This window comes from Shimia sp. NS0008-38b, from assembly GCF_040370365.1.
Taxonomy (GTDB): domain Bacteria; phylum Pseudomonadota; class Alphaproteobacteria; order Rhodobacterales; family Rhodobacteraceae; genus Shimia.
Genome location: NZ_BAABWQ010000003.1, coordinates 803,038 through 825,439, shown reverse-complemented (window position 1 = coordinate 825,439; position 22,402 = coordinate 803,038). Strand labels below are relative to the sequence as shown.

General features: G+C 58.4%; 11 protein-coding genes. 1 reads left to right on the top strand and 10 read right to left on the bottom strand.

The genetic code is table 11. The features are described from left to right. Positions 1–45: 45 nt before the first annotated feature. A complete protein-coding gene (locus ABWV47_RS16155) occupies positions 46–768 on the top strand; it encodes a WecB/TagA/CpsF family glycosyltransferase (RefSeq protein WP_353313643.1) in 723 nt (240 codons plus the stop codon). Positions 769–771: 3 nt separating this feature from the next. Here ABWV47_RS16155 and ABWV47_RS16150 read toward each other — a convergent pair whose 3' ends face one another. From ABWV47_RS16150 to ABWV47_RS16105, 10 genes are all read right to left on the bottom strand, one after another. After that, positions 772–1,524 carry an SDR family oxidoreductase gene (locus tag ABWV47_RS16150; protein ID WP_353313641.1) on the bottom strand — a complete coding sequence of 251 codons (753 nt, stop codon included), beginning with the start codon at positions 1,522–1,524 and terminating at the stop codon, positions 772–774. Then, on the bottom strand, positions 1,517–3,100 hold the full coding sequence (locus ABWV47_RS16145) for a GMC oxidoreductase (RefSeq protein WP_353313639.1): 1,584 nt from the start codon (positions 3,098–3,100) through the stop codon (positions 1,517–1,519). The genes ABWV47_RS16150 and ABWV47_RS16145 overlap by 8 nt, the downstream gene beginning before the upstream one ends. Continuing rightward, a complete protein-coding gene (locus tag ABWV47_RS16140) occupies positions 3,097–5,160 on the bottom strand; it encodes an acyltransferase family protein (RefSeq protein ID WP_353313637.1) in 2,064 nt (687 codons plus the stop codon). The genes ABWV47_RS16145 and ABWV47_RS16140 overlap by 4 nt, the downstream gene beginning before the upstream one ends. A 201-nt stretch (positions 5,161–5,361) precedes the next feature. Then, positions 5,362–6,858, bottom strand: coding sequence for a hypothetical protein (locus ABWV47_RS16135; RefSeq protein WP_353313635.1), 1,497 nt, complete (start codon positions 6,856–6,858; stop codon positions 5,362–5,364). 132 nt (positions 6,859–6,990) lie between these two features. After that, positions 6,991–7,656 carry a sugar transferase gene (locus tag ABWV47_RS16130; RefSeq protein WP_353313633.1) on the bottom strand — a complete coding sequence of 222 codons (666 nt, stop codon included), beginning with the start codon at positions 7,654–7,656 and terminating at the stop codon, positions 6,991–6,993. Between the two features lie 492 nt (positions 7,657–8,148). Continuing rightward, positions 8,149–9,420: a Wzz/FepE/Etk N-terminal domain-containing protein gene (locus ABWV47_RS16125; protein ID WP_353313631.1), complete on the bottom strand. Its 1,272-nt coding sequence runs from the start codon at positions 9,418–9,420 to the stop codon at positions 8,149–8,151. 73 nt (positions 9,421–9,493) lie between these two features. After that, positions 9,494–10,225 (bottom strand): 4'-phosphopantetheinyl transferase family protein, encoded by a 732-nt coding sequence (locus ABWV47_RS16120; protein ID WP_353313629.1) that lies wholly within the window; start codon positions 10,223–10,225, stop codon positions 9,494–9,496. Next, complete coding sequence (locus ABWV47_RS16115) at positions 10,222–14,898, bottom strand: MupA/Atu3671 family FMN-dependent luciferase-like monooxygenase (protein WP_353313627.1); 4,677 nt, start codon at positions 14,896–14,898, stop codon at positions 10,222–10,224. The genes ABWV47_RS16120 and ABWV47_RS16115 overlap by 4 nt, the downstream gene beginning before the upstream one ends. After that, a complete protein-coding gene (locus tag ABWV47_RS16110; protein WP_353313625.1) occupies positions 14,895–15,905 on the bottom strand; it encodes a glycosyltransferase family 2 protein in 1,011 nt (336 codons plus the stop codon). The genes ABWV47_RS16115 and ABWV47_RS16110 overlap by 4 nt, the downstream gene beginning before the upstream one ends. Next, the gene (locus tag ABWV47_RS16105; RefSeq protein ID WP_353313623.1) at positions 15,902–22,336 is read right to left on the bottom strand and encodes a type I polyketide synthase; all 6,435 of its coding nucleotides are present in this window, start codon (positions 22,334–22,336) and stop codon (positions 15,902–15,904) included. Before ABWV47_RS16105 ends, ABWV47_RS16110 begins: the two co-directional genes overlap by 4 nt. Between the last annotated feature and the right edge of the window lie 66 nt (positions 22,337–22,402).

The window sequence follows — 22,402 nt, the reverse complement described above, 5'->3', positions numbered from 1 at the left end:
CAACAAAAGGCCAGCGGCTTGCAGTTTTCGACCATAAATGGGGCCGTGACGGTCAACCTTGAAACCCGCGAAGCGCTGGAAACGGCTGTGCGTTCCCGGTTTGTCGCCCACGATGGGTTTGCCTTGGCCACAATCAACCTTGATCACCTGGTCAAACTGCGCAAAGAGGCTGGGTTTGCCACCGCCTATCTTGCGCAGGATTTTGTGGTGGCGGATGGCAACCCAATTGTGTGGCTCTCCAAACTCGCAGGTCGACCGGTGATGCTTCTGCCGGGGGCTGACTTGGTGCTGCCTTTGGCACAATGGGCCTCAGATGAAGGCACCCCCGTGGCGCTGATTGGCAGCACTGAAACCGCCTTGAAGGCTGCGGCGGCTGTGTTGGAAGAGAAAACACCGGGGCTGGACGTTGTGGCCTGTATCGCTCCGCCGATGGGTTTTGATCCGGACTCCGCCGCCGCCGCCGAAATTCTACAGCAGGCTTCTGATGCTGGTGCGCGGATGGTTTTTCTGGCGTTGGGCGCGCCGAAACAGGAACGCTTGGCCGCCCGTGGCCGCAAGCTGACGCCGCATATGGGCTTTGCCAGCATCGGCGCGGGATTGGATTTTTTGGCGGGGACGCAACATCGGGCCCCGGCATGGGTCCGCGCTTTGGCGTTGGAATGGCTTTGGCGCGCGCTTAGCAATCCAACGAGGCTGGCGGCGCGCTACGCCAAATGTATCGCGATCTTGCCGCTGTTGGTCGTGGACGCTCTGCGCCAGCGTCGCTGAGGGTCAGGGGGCGATCTGTCGTGGCACACGTCGTTTGAAACGGACGACGTCTTTGATCCGACCTTTTAGACCGCGCGACGGTAAGATTTCACGGTTCATTTCAAAAACCGCACCGTTCAGTGTCGGATCATCCCAAAGCGCCAGCGCGGCTCCCCATTGCGCCGCCACTGCCGGATCAAGCCCTTCTGCCAATCCCATGGATGTATTCAACATGCCCGGCATCCATGTGGACACCACGATATTGGGCAAACGGTCTCCAAGATCTGCGACCAAAGCGCGCGAAAATATGGTGACCGCGCCTTTGGAAACAGAATAGGCCGCGCTACAGGGCAGGGGGGACAGGTCAGCAAAACTTGATACGTTGATAATCCGACCCCGTCCCGCGACCGTCATGTCTTTGAGCGCCTCTCGGCTACAGGCCACCGTGCCTCCAAGATTGGTCGCCACGGTCTGCATGAAGCTTTCGCCGGTTTCATCCAGTATGTCACGGTGCGGGTAAACGGCAGCATTGTTGATCAAAATCGACACCGGAGCAATCGCGCGAATATGCGCAAATGCGGCCGCAACCTCCTGAGGATCAGACACATCCGCCACAATCGGAGTGAATTTTTCTCCGGCCAACGTTGCGGTGTCCTGCAGCGCATCCGCGCGGCGACCCAAACCTGCAACGGCGATGCCGCGCGCGCACAATGCCGTGGCCAGAGCACGCCCAAGCCCGCTGCCGGCACCCGTTATCACGGCGAATTGTTCAGACATCTCCGTCCTCCCGGTTGTGAAGCCTGATGGCAATCTTTTCGCCAACACGCAGCGCATTTGCGGCAATCGTCAGACTTGGGTTCACCCCCATGGACGTCGGCATAAAGCTTGCGTCTACCACCCAAAGGTTCTCCACGCCGTGTAGTTTGCAGTTGCGGTCCAACACCGAGGTCTGAGGGTCGTCGCCAAAGCGCAGCGTGCCGCAAGGGTGGCCAAAATTCAACTCCGGCGCGGCGCTGACAAAGGCCATTCGCACCCCTTTGAGACGTCGCTTTAACGCCGCACGAAACGCTTTGCGCCGCTGCAACAATTCCGGGGCCATGTCGTAGGTGATCGCCAAACGGTCGGGGTCATTTGGATCAAATGTCACCCGGTTCTGCGCATAGGGCAGGTCTTCCAGAATGCCGACAAATACCTTGGCACTGCCAAACAGTTTGACCGCCAGAGCTGCCGGAATGCGGGTGAACTGCCGCAGCCATTTCTGTCGCCGCAAACGGGATCGGTCAAAGGCCATATTGAGATAGTGCACAACCTCGCCATATTGCGCCTCCACTCCGAGAGCCTGCACCATGCCAAAACGCGCCCCGTTCTGGAGATATAGATCGCGAAATGCCAAGGCTTTGCTGGCCCCCTCGGCGCGCGCGGCACGTTTGGGCCACAAAGCAAGCATTTCGTTCAAATGGAACATCAGGTTGCGCCCAACGAGATCAGCTCCGTTGCCCAAGCCCCCTGATGCCATCAACACACGTGGTGAATGCAATGCGCCCGCAGCCAGCACATAAGCCCGTGCTGTCAACCGCGCTGTGCCCTCGCGGCTGCTCACGCGCACGCCGGTGACATCTTCGCCGGTGTGGTCAATCTCTGTCACCATACACCGGTCAAGCAATGCCGCGTTTCCGGTTTCCAAAGCGGGCTCAACACCTGCTGACCGTCCGTCCATTTTGGACCCGTTGGGGCATTTGCGTCCCAAATAAACCGCTTTGTCTTTCAGGTGGCGCAGGGCCAAATGGCCTTTGTATGGGTGCAGACCAATTGCGGTCATTTCATCAAACAGTGCCTGATCGGAGGGTGTCATCTTGGGACCGTCTGGCAAATCTTTATCCGGACCCAGAGGGTCACGATCTCCGCAAACGCGGTAAAGCGCTTCTGCCTTTGCAAAATACGGGTCCATCTCCGCGTACGTCACCGGCCATCCACCAGTGGGGTGCGGTATGTCGTCTGAACTGTCCAGATCATGCGGCGCTGGGCGCTCCAAGGCGGCGGCGTAAAACACCGAGCTGCCACCAACGCCTGCGCCAAGCGGAGCGTGGAATGTTGTGCTCACCCCATTGACCGTCGCATGTAACGGCTTTGGCCAATACCCGCGCACAAGCCTGGCCTCTTCGCCCCAGAGCGTCGGATTAAGCGCGTGTTCTTCGGCGCGCACGCCTGCTGGCCCACGCTCAACAAACAGCACAGACAGGCCTTGTTCCGCCAAATGTCGCCCAACTGTGCCGCCGCCAATGCCCGTGCCAATCACAATCACATCCCAATCGCGCGCCACGGCCTCCGACAAGGTCACGCGAGCCTCACTCATCGGGCATGCCGCGTGAGAACAGGATAAAACACCTCGCGCATTCGACGCGCGGCACTGTTGGTGACATGGTTGTTGTCGAAATACTGCCCAACACCGTTTTGGACCGCATCGCACAGAAATGGGTCACAGAACCACTGCCAAGTGTCTAAGATCTGCGCGCCGCTTTGTTCCAAAGCGACCGCAGCACCGGCGGCACGGTGTGTGGCGTTTGTCACCGTGATTTGCCCCAATCGCCGCGCAAGCTGAGGTGTCAGACGACCGTGCACCAAGGCACGTGCAACCCGCCCAGCGTCATACCCGGCAATCTCTGGGGGTTGGCGCAGCACAAACACATCTCGATCCAACAGGGCAATTTCATCAACTGTGGCGGCGAGTGCTTTGGCGACCAAGGCATCCTGTGTCATCGGTCCAAGCACGTCACTGCGCAGCCGAATGGTGTTGTGAGCATCGCTGCCAGTGCCACGTCCGCTGGCGTAATAGGCCCACCGACCAACCAGCACCACATCTCTCAGTTTCGGCATGTTTTGCAGCGCGCTGCGGATTTGCACATTGGCGGCGTAGCAGGCGGCATCCTGCGCCTGTGTCGCCGCGCTTTCTTCTTTTTCGATGTCAAACAAAGGCGCACAGCCCGCCCGCCAAATCACCAATCCACTGCGTTTGGCTTCATGCGCCGCCTGATCTAAACCCTCAAAATATGCGCGCACATGACTGTCACCCCAAACAATCAGTGTGGGAGAGTCATCTTCAGGGCCAATCGGGCAGATCTCGAGGCCCTCTAAATCACCGTCTTCTGGCCGATAACAACGCGAGAAATCTTGAATGAAATCGCCCGTTGCCGCGATATGCACTTGAGCTTGCTCGTCGAACCTCTTGGGCATGCCGTCTGTTTGATAAATGGCCCAAGACAGCATCAAAGCCGAAAGTGACGCAGCTGCCGTTCCCACCAGCAGCGCCCAGTTAGACAGGCGGCGCGTTTGTCGCACGGGTTGCTCCACAAACCGCCACGACAGCGTCGCCAACGTGAACGAAATCGCGATCCAAAGCGCGGTTTCTGCGGGCCCGGAATACTGTCCCTGCAGATATTTTGTCAGCGTGAACACCGGCCAATGCCACAAATACAGTGAATACGAAATCCACCCGATGAGTACCGGCACACGCAACGACAAACCGCGATTGACCCAATTGTCATCTTGTCCGTTTGCAATCAACAAAACGGTGCCCAAGACCGGGACAATCACTTGCCAGCCGGGGAAACCTGACCCCGCCTGAACAAGCACCACGGAGGCCAACACAAGGGCAAGGCCCGCCCAACTAAACGCTTGGTGCTTGCGCCATAGCTCCGGCCGCTCAATCGTCATGATCGCCAGCCCAACACCGGCAAGCAGCTCCCACGCCCGGAAGGGAAACAGATAAAACGCGGCGGTGTGCGCGCGATACGTCATGGTCACGCTGCTCAACAAGGAGAGAGCAAAGCAAGCCGCCAATGCGATCAAAATGGCCTTGCGATTGCGGGCGAACAACAAAAACAAAAGCGGCAGGAAAACGTAAAACTGCTCCTCGACCGACAAAGACCATGTGTGCAACATGACTTTGTCTTCAGCGGCGCCATCAAAGTAGCCGGATTGCCGGAAGAACAGCACATTCGACAGATACACCGTGGCGGCGATCACACCCTTACCTGTTTCGCGGAACTCACTTGGCAGCAGGATCAGGGAGCCAATGGCCAACACCGCAAACGCCATCACGAAATATGCAGGCGCCAGTCGACGAATACGCCGCATGTAAAAGGCCCCAAGCGCCAGCCGTCCAGTCGCCTGCTGCTCGCGCCATAAGATGCCACCGATCAGAAAACCAGAAATGACAAAAAAGATGTCCACTCCGACAAATCCACCGCCAAATCCGGGCACGCCAAAATGATAAAACACCACGGCCAAGACGGCGATCGCACGTAGCCCATCGATCTCGGCGCGATGTGTCGAGCCGCTGTCAACAGGTGCATCGGTGTTGTCCAGATCGTGGTCTTGCGTATCCGGTGAAGTATCTTGTTGGGCTCGGGCCATACGCGGACGGTTCCTCGCGTCGAAGTCTCGGTGTTGCGCCACACCAAACACGTCTCACCGAAGGGGGGCAAGTCTTGGCCTCAATCTACATGAAAATGCCGTGCCACAGAGGATTTAGAACAACGCTTTCGTGCACTGTGCACAACGGCTCTGCAATCGATTTAAGGCCGCAGAAGATAGGCGCTGACGGCGCTCTTGGACTTACAAAACGTGGCGTGGTCGCTTTGGTTGTTGATCGGCGCCGTTGCTTGGTTGTTCGCTTGATGCCACATCTGTCTCATGTGATTGCAGTTCACCCTTTCGACGTCGTGAAAGGCGTTCTGCGTGACCAAACAATGTCCCGGCAATCAGCCACGTTGTCGGCGTTAGGGTGGCATTCGGCAACATGTCGATCATGTTAAAGCCCAGCATAATTGCCAACGGTCCCAGATAGGGAGATACGCCTGCGTCCCTGTCCAAATCGCTGTGGGTCTGGCTCAACAAGGCAAAGGAAGCGCCTTCTTTTATGGCGTTCTGGTGCGCCAGATGCACGTAGCGCAATTCACGAGCCACCAGAAAGATCGGCAAGGCCATCAATCCAAATTGGGCCATATACCCAACCCAGCCCCAGACCCCCAGTACAATGATCCAATACCCGTCTGAAACAGAGGTGATCACGCCAGTGGTCGCATTATGGGTGTGGTTGCGTCCCCAAATGCCCCAGCCGAACAGCGGCTTCTGCATGGCGCGATCCAAAAGAATGTCTTCGTTGACCAATCGGAAGTTGAGCGAATGCGCGCGCTCGGGATTCACGGCCTCAGCCTGCGCAACGATTGCGTCAGCGGGCACCAACCCGGTGGTTTTCAACGCCGGATAACTCAACATCAACAAGGCCAGAACGGCGGCAATCCGGACCTGAATGCGTGTGCTGACAAACAGGATGATCGCCCCGGCGAGCGCCGCGTATACCAATGTCGCGAGGGTTTTGCAGAGCACCAGAACCACCGCGAAATAGAACGCCGCAATCAGGAATTTCGCGCGAGTTGGCCCGACACCTCCACGCCACAACGCCAAAGTCGCCAGAAGCACCGTGAGTACAAAATAGGCAACCCATATCCCGTGATACAGAAACACCATTGGACGAAAGCCGTTCCCGCGGATCGTTTGCGAAAATAGGTGTTGATAGTAGCCGTAGATCCAGTTGTTGAGTTGGGGGCTCAACCGCACTTCTATGAGAATAGGAATTGAATAGGCCAATCCTGCGATCAGCAACGCAATAAGCAGATCCCGCTGATCTTCGCGGGTTTGCAAAAGCGACCGGGCCATCAAAAAGCCAATCACAAGGATAAAATTGTTGATCGGTTGCGCAATGGTATCTTGCAGATAGAGCCCTCGAATGAAGGACTCAGTAAAGATCAACGGCTCCCCATTGGTCAGCACAGTCGGGATCGGGCTCAGCACAAAAACCACCAAGAGCCAGCGCCCCAACATGCTGTCTGGCAAAAGCTTAGGCCGCTGCGGCAGCACAAAGAACGCAACAATCAGAATCGCGAGATTGGGAAGGCTGGTTTTGTCCAGCGCTGGCAATAGCGGGAAATCAAACACTGTTGGTGGCGGCGGCAGCAACAAATAGGCACCGAGCAACGACCAGATCAACGCGCGCCCCGGAGGCAGGCTGACAAACAGCCGCCAGATCACCACGGGCCAAAGCATCAGCATCAATGTTGCAAGCGCGTTTGGCATGGGCGGGGCGTTTTCCTAGATCTCTTGAACGGGTGGCGCAGAAGGCAAAACAAAACGCGCACCAAAACTATAGCGCGCGTCCTAAACTCTGTCAGCCGTTGCTGTGGTTCACATGCCCGTGCCTGCGGTCACAACAGCCACAGTGCGCAAAACCACAGCCACATCCGTGCGCAGCGATAAGGCGCGATCGTAGTTGCTGTCGTGGATTGCGCGTTCGGCAAAGCTACATTCGTTGCGATCTGATATTTGCCAAAATCCAGTGACGCCAGGGCGCATTTTGTAGTAGGCCGTGCCGGGATAAAGAGCCGTCTGTTGTGGCATCATTGGACGTGGTCCGACCACCGACATGTCGCCGCGCAACACGTTCAGGAACTGCGGAAGTTCGTCCAGCGACGATCTGCGAATGAGGTTGCCGATTTTGGTGATTCTGGGATCGCGGCTCAACTTCTGCTTTTCGTCCCATTCCAGACGCGCCGCAGGGTTTTCGCGAAGGTGGGCTTCAAGTTTGCGCTCCGCATTGGGCACCATTGAGCGCAGCTTTAGCATGTAAAATTTCTTGCCGTTTTTGCCGACCCGTTCTTGGCGATAAATCGGTGAATGGCCGTCAGAGGCGATGATCAAGGCCAAGACAGCGACGACAAGTGCCACAGGAACGGCAATCACCAACACGAAGAGCACGTCGAAAGCGCGTTTGAGCACGTTGCGATATACGCCGCTACGAGGTGGTGTCACCTCAAAGCCTTGTGCAAAGTCACTGCGCGAAAAAATCGCCATGTACGTATCCCCAACCAAACGCGGCGGGCACCAGAAGACTCGTAAGATCACCGTCGCCAGAATCGAGTGAGATTCCGGCGGAATGTCGCCTCTTAACCTTCGTTGAAGAGCTCCCCGGCAGCAGGGGCCGATCGCAGCGATCTATCTTTTCGTCCTTTGGTGCTCCCTTTCAAAGAAGCGCCCACCCAAGGACACACTTTAGTCACAATTTTCCAGAAATCCACATTAACTTTGGGATAGGTTTTTCTAAGTAGTTGTTTTTAATTGATTTGTCCGGCGGATAAAATTTGACCAAATTTTTCTTGGTTAAATTTCTGCCTACTTTGGATAGGTGCAAATAGCCTTTTGGAAACGGTTTTGATGCGTTTCGGCCCATTGTTTCGTTCAGTGAACAAGTATGGAAAACCGGATTCGCTGAATTTCGGCTGATTTCCGCAATGCGATTCGGCAAGTACCCGCCTACGAATGCGAAATTGAACCAGTTTCGGAGACCTAGCGGCTCATGGTTAGGATTGCGGCAACGAGGCCCGCAAACACGGCCAGAAACGCCGCCAACTTAAAAATCCGCCTCACAATTCGGGCCCGTCGGCGTCGCGGCGTTTCCAAAACAGGTATTGCGGCCACAGCTCGCAGGCGCAGTTGGCGTTCCAGCTGTCCACGTGTCCAAATCACCGGACTGCGCATTTCGAGCACAAACACCAAACTCAGTGCGGCCAGAACGCTGAGCAATCCTCCCATCGCCAGAATGCGTTTGCGCGACGGCGCAATGGGCCAATCCGGCGGCAGCGCCTTTTCGAGCACTGTAAAGCTGTCTGACTGCTGGTTGGTTTCCAACATTTGCAACATATCGGCCTCAGCTTTGCCGGCTGTGATGGCTTGATATTGTTCATCCAGTTTGGCCATTTCCCGCTGCAATTTGTTGTATTGCTGCTCGATGCGGGGGGTCTCCGCGATGGCGCTTTCCAGCTCGGCGATCTCAAGCTGGTACAATTCGCTTTCTTCGCGCAAGCGGCGCACGCGTTGTCCGCGCACAGAGTTGCTGCCAGAGCTGGCCGCTTCGCTCTCCAATATCTGCCGCTGCACTTCCAGCTCGATCTGTTGCAAATCCACCAGCCGCGTTCTCAGCGCCTCCACCCCACCGGGCAGCAAAACCGCATTGTCGCGTTTGTAGTTTGCAATCTGCTCTTCCAGAGCGGTGATCGCGGCCTCAAGCCGGCTTTCCTCACCTTCAAAGAAGCTGAGCGTTTCCGCCACACGCTCTGTGCGTCGCCGTTTTTCTTGCTCCAGCACATTTGTGACAAGCTCGTTGGCCACACCGGCGGCCAACTCTGGGTTTGACATACGCACGGTTACCAGAAGCGCGGAGGGACTGATGTCCTGACGCCAGCGGAATTCCGGATTGGTGATGTGAACCACCCGCGCTGCGCCGCGCAGCAAGTCCACTTTTTGCAGCGCACTTAACTGCGAGTCATTGTACAGCGCAAACTTCTCAATGATGGTCAGAAGATTGTCCCGTGCCATCACGCGTTGTTGGACGATCTGCAGTTTCTGCAGCATGTCTGCGTTGAGCGCGCCGGGCGTTGTCGCGCCAGCTTGTATCGAAGGTTGTTCAATTTGGATGGTGGCGGAGGTTTCATACTCACGCGGCAGACCAAGCACGTAGGCCAAAGAGATCAAGAGCCCAATGGCAATAGCGCCCGCCCACAGGAAGAATCTCCTGCGCAGCATGCTCAGCACTTCGCCAAAACTCTGGATCTTGTCCATGCCTGTCCTCAAACTCTGCGTTGGCGCGACTCTGACTCGCGCTCTTGGGTGCGGTTATCGCGGCGGAATGTGGTTATCCCAAGGCGCAAACGGGGAAATTGGCGTTCTCCATACCGCGCATTGCACCCAGCGTCACCAGCGCAAAAATGTGCCCGCCCGCGCTGGCGCACCGTCCCGAGACCACGGTCTGCGCGGGCACGTTATCAATGTCGCGCCGAAACCGTGCAGAAAACCCGCTTTCCAAAGCGTTCAAACTGATGTGAACCGCATCAAATCCAAACAACGCACGGGTCAGCGGATATTGCGCCTTATAAACGGCTTCTTTTGCGCAAAAAATACGACGTGCCAACACGCCCCGTTGACGTGCTGGCTGCGATTCCAGCCAGATGCGTTCGTCGGAAACACAAATTTCTTCTATCACCGCCTCCGGGAGAGGCGCGTCTGGTTCGACATCGACGCCAAATGCCAAAAACTGTGCTGTGGGGCCAACAATGGCGACACAGCTGCTGGCATCATGGCTGATTGATCCAGAAAGGCCTGATGGCCAGACTGGGGCACGGTCGGGGCCGACGGGAATTGCATGTTGCCGCGCACCAAGCTGGCGCATGGCCGCGCGAGCGGCCTGACGACCGGCGGCAAACTCGCGGCGGCGTTTGGGACGGGCGTTGGCTATGGCCGGGGCCTCTTGTGGAAGCACAACCGCCGAGCCACCTGTGGGATCCGCAACCGCGATTTCTGCTCCTGACGGGGCAAATTGTTTGGCCAGGGTTTGCAGTGCCACCAGATGTTGGGTTGGCGCGATCATGGCGTTCGCGTTCTGCGTCTCGCACGCATTGCGCGGCGTTTGTTCATGGTTTCAGATCTGGTTTGCGCCTGCTGCGCGACATCTTCACCAGCTTTTGCTTCAGGGGCATTTGCGGGTTTGGGAGTGCCAACCAGATCCTGAACCCGTCCAGCAAGCGCGCTGAGTGTGGGGAAGCGGAACACATCGGTGATCGACAGCTTAGCCGCCCCTGTACGGCTGCGAATTTCGCGGTGTGCCTGCACCGCCAGCAAACTGTGTCCACCAAGATCAAAGAAGTTGTCGCTTGGACGCACATCCTGCACACCCAACACATCCGCCCAGACACCGGCGACAAGCTGCACCGTGTCCTCCCCGCCAGCACTTGAGGTTTTTGGTCTCACAGCTGCGGGCGGCGGGGCGACAATCTTGCGGGTCTCTTGCGGTGCCGGCAACGCCTTGCGGTCGACCTTCTTGTTTGGTGTCAGCGGAAATGCGTCAAGCGTCACAAAATGTTGCGGCCGCATAAACGACGGCAGGTGTGCCCGCAAAGTTTCTCGGATATCGGCATCACTTGGCACCTCTCCGCGCAGATACGCCACCAGCCGCACGTCGCCGGGCACATCTTCGCGGGCCACAACCACGGCCTGCGCCACCCCGGCGATCTCTTCCAGTCGGGTTTCAATTTCCCCCAGTTCAATGCGATAGCCGCGCAGCTTGACTTGGTGATCCACGCGCCCAAGGAAATCAAGCGCGCCGTCCGCACGCCACCGCACAAGATCCCCTGTGCGATACACCCTCTGTTGCGGCTCCTGCGGGGCAAAGGTGGCGTTGATAAACCGCTCTTGCGTCAAGTCTTCTCGCAGCCAGTAGCCGCGCGTCACTCCCGCGCCCCCTATCAACAGCTCGCCCGGAACTCCAACAGGCACCGGCTGACCGGTGTCATCCACCACGTAGACCTGCGTGTTGGCGATAGGTGTGCCGATGTTGGCCACCCCTTCGCGCGCATCCGTCATCGCAGTGGTTGACCAAATTGTGGTCTCTGTCGGGCCATACATGTTTTGCACGGTTGCCGAACTGACTGCGTTCAGATCACCCACCAAACTGCCCGAAAGTGCCTCTCCACCAACCATCAACTGTTGCACAGAGCCAAGCGCAAACCGCGCCTCCTCGTTGTCTGCAATCAGACCCGCCATCGACGGTGTGCATTGCAAATGGCTCACCTTATGGCGGATCATCTGCGCGGCAATTGACACATCCTCTGGGTCCAGCTCTCTGGCCTCATTGGCGCGCTTTAATACCTCAGCCAGGGGTTTTAGCCCCTGCATCACGGTCGCCGTGTCGATGCCGTAATCGATCAAACAGGCAATCTCCGTCACACCAATGCGTTTGACCTCTTCCACCCGCTCCAGCGCGTCCTCCACGGTGCCAAACAGCCCACTGTCCTCAAAATACCGTTGAAAAGCGAAATCCAGAATGCCTTCAAGTTCCTCTTCCGTCAGGCTGCCCAGATCCAGCTCAAAGGCGTTCTTCACACCATCCGGCTTCTTAAATGCCGGAAAGGCCCAGGCGTAGCTCTTGATCAACCCAGCGGCTGAGCGCAGGTAGTCCTTCATCGGCTCCCGAGCGATTTCACGCGCGGTCTCGCGATCTCCTGCCAAGAACGAATGCAACATCAGCGTCACGGTGAACGCATCTGGATCATGGCCCGCAGCGCGCAGAGCGTCGTGATAAAGCGCAATTTTAGCGCCAACCTCCTCAACGCTTTGGCCCAACAGATGGGTCAACACATTACATCCGTTGCGCCCCGCCTCTTTCCAAGTCTCCGGATTGCCCGCCGTGGTCACCCACAACGGCACCTCTTTTGACACAGGCCGCGGTTGGGTCAGCACCGCGTGCATCGATCCGTCTTGTTTGGGAAAAGACACCTCCTCGCCGCGCCACAGTTTGCGCAGGGCGTCCATCTGCTCAAACATCGCAGGTTTGTTCGCAGGCGGCGTGTTTTCCGGCCGCAGCACAAAATCATCAGGTTGCCAGCCGCTGGCAATCGCCAACCCAGCGCGCCCATTGGTCAGGTTGTCGATCACAGCCCATTCTTCCGCAATCCGCGCAGTGTGATGAAGGGGCGCAACGCAAGACCCGGCGCGCACACCAATGTGTTTGGTGACTGCTGCCACCGCTGCACCTGTCACCGACGGGTTGGGGTAGGGGCCACCAAAGGCATGGAAATGCCGCTCCGGGGTCCAGACCGCGCAAAACCCATGCGCATCGCCAAACTTTGCTCCTTCCAGCAACAGCTCATATTTTTTGGAGCCCTGACCATCGTCGTTGCCCCAATAATAAAGCGAAAACTCCATGCCATTGTCAGATGTTGGCACCCGTCCGGTGGAGATTTGTGTGGTGGTCTCATCCCCAGACAATACCAGTTTGAATCCCCGCGACAGGGTCCAGAACAGTTCAAGAACGGAGATATCAAACGACAGTGACGTGACCGCCATCCAAGCGTCGCCTGCGTGATATGGCACCCGCGCGTCCATGCCTGCAAAGAAATTGGCGACGTTGCCATGCTCTACCATCACGCCTTTTGGGGTTCCGGTTGAGCCCGAAGTGTAGATCAAATACGCCAAATCCGCACCCGACGTGACGGGCTCAGGCGTATCAGCGGGCGCTGCACCAATGCGTGCATCCGCATCCATCTGCAGCACCTGAGCGCTGTGTGCAGGTAGGTCGGGCATCAACGAAGCTTGTGTCACAATCACGCCGCAGCCGCTGTCAGATATGTAATGTGCCAGCCGGTCCGCCGGATAGGTCGGGTCCATTGGCACATAGGCGCCACCAGCTTTTAAGATCGCCAAGGCTGCCACCACCAAATCTGGCGAGCGGCGAAGACACAAACCGACCAGCGCACCGCGCGTCACCCCCATGTCGCGCAACACATGCGCCACTCGATTGGCGCGGGCGTCCACTTCTGCGTAGCTGAGAACCTCTTGTTCAAACACCAACGCTGGCGCTTGGGGTGTCTTTGCGACTTGCGCTTCAAACTGCGCAACCATTGTAAAGTCGGGATCAAAGTCGATATCGGTGGCGTTCCAGCTGGTCAAAATCTGCGCCCGTTCGGCTGCTGGCAAAATCTCAAGCGCAGCCACATCGGAAGCGCCCTCCAACTGCGTGCAGATCAGTTCCAAACGCGCGGCAAGCCGGGCGGCATGATCGCTGGTAACCCGCGCGGCGTCAAAGTGCAGCACTGCGCCATCCATGCCAATCGCCACAGTCAGCGCTGCGCCTTCGATGGGGGTTGCGATGGCGTCTGCGGACACCGCCAAATCGGGGACGCTCAACGGGGACAATGCGGGATCACGGGCGATCAGATCGCTGGCAAAACTGCCGTTGTTCTCGGCCTGTGTTGCGCGCTGTGCCATCGCCACATGAGCCTCGTCCACCGTATTATGGAGCAGCTCAGTGCCAATCCGCAGGGGCACCCAAGCAGAAATCAACCCTGCGGCATGTGGATGTTGCGGCCCGCGATAGGCGATGTCGCACACCTCCGGAAGGCCTGACCGCAGCGCCCAAATGGCGACTGCGGTCAGGATACTCTTGGAGGGAGTCTCGGGAATGGAAAGCGGCAGCTGCCGCATATTGGCCAGCTCCCCACCACTGCGGATCAGCGGCAGTGTGGCGGGAACAAATTCATCCAAACGGGCGCGCCAAAACGGCTCCGCTTTGGCAATCGGGGTCATCGTCACACTCAGCGCATCGCTGGCAGGTTTGTCCAGAAGCGGCAGACGTTCGCCGGCGCGGATCACATGGTTGGCGGTTTCCGTGCTGCCGTCGGCGGAACAAAGCGCGCCCAACTTGATCGCACCGCGGCCGCAGGCCACAGTCACGCTGTCTTCTGACACCGACAGCACCGCGCCGGGCTCGCCATGGCCCGCACTCTCTGCCATTTCGGCGCTTCTGACCAATAAAACGCGTCCTGAGACGACAATTTTTGGCGCCCAGAGTGGGTTGAAATAGTCCCCGTGATCTAGCGCGCGCACCAATGCCAGCACGTCTTGCGCATTGCGTCTAAAATCAATTCGGCCTGCCGCCTCGGGACGGTGGGCGCGTCCAAAGTAACTGCGGCGGCTCATGTCTTGGTCGCGTGTCTCCGGCAGACCGTCTCCCAAAGCGCGGATCACCTCTGGGAAGCTGTCGATTGCGGCCGCATAACACTTTGTGTTCAATGTCAGGGCTGTGTCGGCTTGCACCACATCAAACAGCCGCTGCGCGACGATCTCCCCGGTGTCCGCACCCCGCCGCATTGTGTGCCAGGTGATGCCATGGCGTGGCTCTTGGTTGAAACGCGCCCAGACCGGTGCATTCAGACCCGCGTATTGCGGCAGTGGTCCGTCGTGAAAATTCACAGCGCCTTTTGCGGGCAGTTTCAAAACCGCTTCTGGAAGCATATCGAGGTTTGCGACACTCAAAAGCCAGTCAAAGGCCGCCTCAGACAGTGCATGCGCAATGTCTGCGTCTGATGAGATGACTTTCAGACCTTCGCCCTGTGCCCAGCTGCGGATGTCAGGCGCGCGGGTGATCACTGCCTCAAGGCTATGACCCATGTCACGCCACATTGTTGCGCATTGGATGAGTAAGCTCTCATTGCCAATCATCACAGCGGACATCGGGGCGGTGTTGGTGAAGCGATCCAAGCTCATTGGCGGGCCTCCTTGCGAACGGTCAGGCTGGGGGTTTTGGACGGTTCGCGCGACGTCCGGCGGAAGGTGGATTTCACAAAATGGCTCATGAGATCCCATAGAAAGTACGCAGGATCACGCTGCGGCTTACGCCCAATCACGCGTCGTAGTTTCCACAGGCAAGTGCCAATCGCATGTGCCAGCGTGGCAGCAGCGGCATAAACCATACCGTGGTTCTTGCGAAAGTAATGTAGGCGGCTGTCAAACCAGTACTGCGGTTTGCGCTTCCATGTTTTCATGCCGGTGGAAACCGACCCGATGTGGGTCACTTCGCTGTTGCGCACATAGTCCGTATGCCACCCGGCCCGCTGCGCCCGCAGGCACAGATCTGTTTCCTCAAAGTACAGAAAGAACGTTTCGTCAAACAAGCCGATCTGCTCCAAAACCTGTCGGCGCATCATCATGGAGGCGCCAGCAAGCCAATCCACCCGTGTGGTTTCCGCCGGGATGGGCAGGGGCACAATATGGGTGTGCAATGCCCGGCTCAGCACGCCAATTCGGGCCGCGCCTTCCAACTCACCGCCGACAGACGGGAAGCGGAAGGCGGTCAGGTGAGGGGCATCATCTTCGCCATGGATGTAGGAGCCCGCAAAGCCACATGTCGGCATGGCTTGCATGTGATCCAACAAGGCTTTGATGCTGCCTGTATCCGGAAAGGCGTCGGAATTGAGAATGTAGATAAAATCAAATTCCCGCTGCGCCATTGCGTGGCGCATGCCAAAGTTGTTGCCCGCCCCAAAGCCGCCGTTGCGGCCTGATTGTACCACGTCCACGCGGCCTTCTGCCCAGTCGGCATTTAGGGCGGCTGCGTGCAAAGTCTCAAAAGACCCATCACCGCTGTCATTGTCGACAATCACGATCTGCCCATCGATGCCGACCATCTCACGTGCCGCGGCCCGCGCAGCTTTCAGCGTCATCTCAGGTGTGCGCCAATTTAGGATCACGGTCAGAAGTGACACATCCTTCATTCTGCAGCCTCCTGATGATCGCGCCGGGGGTGGTCTGTCTCAGCGGAGGCGATCACCTTTTTCAAACGCGTCGACAACACCCGCACGTTGGGTTCCAAGACCATGCTGTCATGGTCCCCCGGCACCTCAAACACTTGCACATCGGGCACCCATTGCGCCCAGTCGTTGTCAGAGAGCACATAGGCACGGTCTGCATCCACAAGCCGACCATCCCCCATGTCCCACTTGCCAATGAGCGGCGGGCGGAACAGCACAAGTTTGCCGGCCCATGCGTGCATCCGGTAGCGTCCCACCGCCTGCAGAAAGGCGGCTTCGATTTCAGCATCATGGAACTGTTGCCCTGCCGCTTGCGTGTTCTCAACGGGGCGGCGTTTTTCCAATTCCCAAGCAATGCGTCGTTTGGCCCAGATCAACGGATAGGCAATGCCTTTGGATTTCAACTCTTGCAGCTGAATGCGCAGCCGGTCTTTGCGAGTCAACGCCCGACGCACAGGCAGCGGCGTGTCCAGCAGCACCACCAAGGCAACGGTATCGCCGTGTGCCTCAAGCTGGCGGGCGATCTCATAGGCGGTGATGCCGCCACCGGAGAACCCCCCGAGAAGATAAGGCCCTTCGGGCTGCACTTGTTTGATTTCAGCAATATAGTCGGTGGCGGCCTGAACCAGATCATCATGCGGGGCAGAATCGCCAAACAAGCCCCGCGCCTGCAGACCGTAGAAGGGCCGGTCTGCACCGATCAAATGTGCCAAATGGCGCAGGTTCAGCACATTGCCAAACATACCGGCCACAAGAAAGAAGGGGGTGCGCGCACCACCCTCTCCTTGATGCATGGGCACAAGATGGGTGAAACGGCTGGTGGCGCGCGCACCGTGCTCAGACGCCGCAGCGCCTTCGCCCGCCGCGGTCTGGCTCGCGCCAGCCGGCGCATCACCGACCCGCTGCGCAATCATATCGGCGCAGGTTTCAATGGTAGGCGCTTCAAACAACACCGAAATCGGAAACTCCACCGACCAGGCCTTTTTGACCATGGCAAACAGCCGTACCGCAATCAGACTGTGGCCACCAAGATCAAAGAAACTGTCGCGAATACCAACATCCTGCACGCCCAGAAGCTCCTGCCAGAACCCCGCCAACGTGCGCTGAATGTCTGTCTCTGGCGCCACAAAATCAGTTTCTAACTCTGGCCTCTCAAAGCTTTGACCGGAGGTTTTGTCCTCAATGGCGCCTGCCTCAGCCTGCGCAATCAACGCCGTAAGATCGAGCGATGACATCACCACCTTTGCGTGTTGACCGCGAAGTGCAGCCTCAAACAATGCGGCGCCCTGCTGCGGCGGGATGCCCTGAGACAGATTGTGCGCCAACCGTTCTTCTGCGGGAGAGAGGGGCGCTTGTGACTGCGCATCCTCATCAAACTGCACTTCCGCCTTGCTGAGCGCGCGCGCTTGCGCGAACCCGGAGGCAGTGGCCACTTGCCGCAATGACAGTCCAAAGACTTCGATGCACACCTCACCCGCGCTGTTTGCCAGTGTGATGTCAAACCGCGCAGCACCGCGTGAACTGTCACCTTCTGCCAGCCGTACATGGCTTACGACCTCGCGTGGCAATGGTGCATGACGGATCAACCGGTCGTAGCCCACTGGCACCCACAAATGGCCCTGGGCATAGCCCGGGATCAGATCCATGGCCCACCCGGTGGCAATGTCCAGCAAGCCAGGATGCAGTTGCAGCCCATCATTTTCAAACTGTGCATCAAGCGACAAACGTGCTACGCCGCCCTGCGCGCCCAAAGCGGTGTCTCGCAGCACTTTCCAGCGTGGACCAAACCGCATATGAGCGTCCTGCGGTGTGCTCAATGCACTGCCAAACCCATCTTGCTGCACGGGGCATTCCGCTTTGAGTGCGGCCAAATCCAGCGGCGCTGGGCGCGTGCTTCGCACCGGAGTGAGGCGCGCCTCTGCGTGGGTTTGCCAGCCTTCACGACCTTCAAACATCACAGCGGTTTGCACCTCAAACCGATAGCCTTCCTCAGAGCGGATCAGGCGCACACGCATCTGCGATTCTGTGCCATCGATCACCCGCATGGGGCGCAAAAACAGCATGTCGCGCACTGCAAAGGCGGCGGTCTCGCCCTGTGCTGCCAAAGCTTCGTAAGCCAGCGCAATATATCCTGTGCCCGGCATCACGGCATCGCCATCACGTGTGCGATGTTCATCCAGAATCCAGTCACTGGCCTGCAGGGTGGAGGCGAAAATCCGGTTGCCCTGTGCGTCAAACTCAGCGGACTTTAGGAGCGGAGTGTCAATTGGGGTAGCAGGTGCGTCGATGACAACACCTTGCCGTGCAGCCACCGCTTCGGCGGCCATGCCCACATCGGACCAAAGCCCCCAGTTGATTGCGCGAACGCGGGTTTTGTCACCGATCCGAGCCTGCGCATAAGCGTTCAAATAAGCATTGGCGGCGACATAGTCGATCTGTCCCGCTGGCGCCGTGGCTGTTGAAGAAGACGCAAACAGCACCAACCAATCTAAGTCGCCATCCGGGAACAGCTGATCCAACACCTGCGTGCCATGTAATTTGGGCGCCAGCACATCATCAATGCCAGCGGAGGTCTTGGCCAGAAGCGGCCCGTCATCAATCACACCTGCGGCGTGGATCACACCATGAATGGCCCCAAAGGCCGCCCGTGCAGATGTGACGGCGTCTGTCATGTCATCAACGTTGCAAACATCGGCCGCCAAAGGCAGCACCTGTCCACCCAGACTTTCCAGCCGCTCCACCGCACGTATGCGCTGCGCCATCCGGTCATGCGGCGCGTGGCCCTGTAGGTAGGCAGCCCAATCGGCGCGTGGCGGCAGGCCATCACGCGCCAGCAGAACCACATTGGCCCCGGCCTCTTGGATCATCCGCTCTGCCAAGGTCAGACCAATACCGCCAAAGCCCCCGGTGATCAGATAGGTGCCCCCTTGGGTCCAGACCGGCATATCCGCGGCTTGTAACGTCACCTTGCGGTAACTACGCTCAAAGCGTTTCTCGCCGCGCCATGCTGCGATCTGTGCACGCGGCGCTGCCAAAACATCTTCAAGCAGATGGCTCACCAATCCGCCGCGCGTTTTCTTTGTCGGCTGTGCCACGTCCAAAAGGGCACAGGTGACACCGGGCAATTCACGCCCAATGACTTGTATGGCGCCCAGAACGGTCGCTTTCTCTGGATAGGGCAGCGCCTCTTTACGCACCTGCACCGCGCCGGAACTCACCGCAGTGATGTGCAGCGGCGTCGGTAGGTTTTCGTCGCTCACCGCTTGCGCCAAGAAGAACAGGCTCATCAAACCTTGTTCCTGATTGCGATGGAAAAAACTGGATCCGGGACGGTGGCGTTCATCCTCCGTCAAAAGCCACATATGCACGATGCGATCTGGCACGCGTCCTTTGTGCATCAAGCTTTGGATCAGCGCGTCATACCCTTCTCTCCCACGTTCGGGCGCAAGGCTGTAGCTGTCGGCACCCGTCTCCGCAAAAGCATCACCGGTGGTGACCGTGACCACATCCTGCCCAGCGGTGCGCAGGCGATCGGCCAAGGCCGCCCCGGTCCCGCCCTGATCAACGAAGATCAACCAACTGTGCGGTGCGATCGTGCTCAGGTCTTCCTCAACATCGATGTCACATTCCGCAAGCCGCGGTGTCCAGACCGGTGCAAAGCTCCAGTCCGCCGGGTCTTCTTGTCGCATCAACAGGTCGTTGCTGACGTCAATTTGCCCTTGTCCCGGCTCAATGAAATATCGGCTGCGCTGAAATGCATAAGACGGCAGCACCACTTTTTGGCGTGTGGCGTCTCCCCAGTATTGGTCAAAATCCACCTCCACACCACAGGCCCAAAGCTGGCCCAAAACGGTGAGGAAATAGGCGTCATCCGCGATGTCATCGTCGGGGTGGCGTAGGGAAGAAAGCACCTTGTCGGCTTTCACTTGCCCATGCATTTTTACCAGCGAAGACAGCGCTTTGCCGGGCCCCACTTCGAGATAAACCCGGTCGGTCTCTTGCGCCAGAGTGGTGATGTCATCAGCAAACAATACCGTGTTGCGCAGGTGCCCAACCCAATATTCGGGGTCTGTGGCTTCGCTGTCCAGAAGCGCAGCACCGGTGCGATTTGAAATGATCGGCAGGGTTGGCGCAGACAGTGTGATCGCACGCAGATACGCGCCAAAGCGGCCCAAAATAGGCTCCAGCATTTGGGAGTGTGCGGCGATGTTGATGGCCACGCGTTGGGTGTCAATTTCCTCTGCGGCCAGCCTGTCTGCCAGGTCATCAAGCGCCGCATCCGGCCCCGAGATCACGGTCAGCGCAGGCGCGTTGACCGAGGCGATATCAAGCTCTGCGCTCAGATAGGGCGTGATGTCTGTCAAGGGCAGCGGCACTGACAGCATCCCGCCTGCAGGCACGGTGTCAAACAACTGCCCACGCAGCTGCACCAACCCAAGGCAATCCTCATATGACATCACACCGGCCAAGCAGGCGGCAGTGTTCTCGCCCATGGAGTGGCCCACCAATGCGGCAGGCGTCACACCCCAGCTTATCCAAAGCTGCGCCAGCGCATATTCCACCATCATAATCAGCGGCAATTGCAGACTTGGCTGTTGCAGCCGGGTCTCGGCCAAGGCTTTGTCGCCATCTTGGGCCAGCCACAGCCTGCGCAGCTCTTCTCCGCCCTTGCCTGCTAAACAGGCAAAACCGCGCTCCATCCACTCTTCGAAGACAGGCTCGGTTTCAAACAGATCGCCCCCCATGCCCACATACTGCGCCCCACCGCCGGGGAACATGAACACCACCTCTGGCGCCGTCTCCGCAGCCGTATGCGTAAACACCCGCCGCAGATTTCCGCTCTCCAGATGCGCGGCAGCCTGCACATGGGTTTCCGCAACCACCACGCGCCGTTTCTCAAAGGCACGCCGGCCGGTGAGCAACGTGTGCGCCACATCTGCCAAAGGCTGTTCCGGGTGGGCGCGCAGATGCGCTGCCAGATTGGCGGCATTTGCGTCCAGCGCTTTGCTGCTCCGTCCAGACACAGCGATCAGCTGAAAGGGCCAGTCGCTCTCTGGGCTGACAACGCGCGCAGGTGCTTCCTCAACAATCACATGCGCATTGGTGCCGCCGACTCCAAGGCTGTTGACCCCGGCGCGACGTGGCCCTTTGCGTGGCGCCCAGCTGCGCAATGAGGCGTTCACCGCAAACGGGCTGCTGTCAAAATCAATCGCCGGGTTGGGTTTCTCAAACCCAAGGCTTGGCGGCATCTGTTTATGGTGCAAGGCCAAGGACGCCTTGATCAAACTCGCAGCACCTGCCGCTGTGTCCAAATGACCAATGTTGGTCTTCACAGAGCCAATCCGACAAAACCCGGTCTCTTCAGTGGTTTCGCGGTACGCCTCGGTAAGCGCGGCGACCTCAATCGGATCCCCTAAATAGGTCCCGGTGCCATGGCATTCCACATAGTCCACCGTGTCCGCCGTCACATCCGCAATCGCCAGTGCATCCGCCACTGCCGCCGCTTGCCCGCCAACCGAAGGGGCCAGGTAGCCGGCCTTGTCCGATCCATCGTTGTTGACCGCAGAACCTTTGATGACCGCCCAAATATGGTCGCCATCTGCCAGCGCCTCATCCAGACGGCGCAGTACAACAGCGCCCGCACCAGAGCCAAACACAGTTCCCTGCGCACGATGGTCAAAGGCATGGCATTCCCCGTCGGGTGACAGGATTTCGCCCTCTTCAAACACATAGCCCCGCCCGTGGGGCAACTCGATGGTCACGCCCCCGGCCAACGCCATGTCACATTCGCCGTTCAGGATCGCTTGGGCGGCGTAGTGCACCGCAACCAGCGATGTGGAACAGGCGGTTTGCACACCCAGGCTCGGCCCCTTCAGATCAAGGATATGGCTCAGCCGGGTGGTCAGAAAATCTTTGTCATTGCCGGTGTGACGCAACAGGAACATGCCAGTGTTGTCGACCAGATCGCGGTTGGAGCAGATGTTGAAATAGAAGTAGCTGCCCATACCACAGCCGCCAAACACCCCAATCGGGCCCTCAAACCGCTCTGGCATATGGCCTGCGTTTTCCAAGGCCTCCCAACTGACTTCCAGAAACTGACGATGCTGGGGATCCATGATCGCAGCCTCTTTGGGAGACAGACCAAAGAACTCGGCGTCAAAGTCTGCAAACCCCTCCAACATCGCCGCAGCCGGCACATAATTGCGATGCGCCATGCGCGCGCGGCTTTCACCGTTTGAGAAGAGGGTCTCGTCTGACAGTCTCTCAATGGAGCGGATGCCATCCCTTAGGTTTTGCCAATACTGATCAATGCCGGGCGCGCCGGGCAGGTGGGCCGCCATGCCCACAATCGCAATATCCGTCTCTGCGACCTCACGGTCGTTTGGGTTGGTCACCACGTTAACCTGCCGTTTCGTTGCGCCTTCATGGGTCACTGTCTTATGGGGCGACTCCGGATCTTA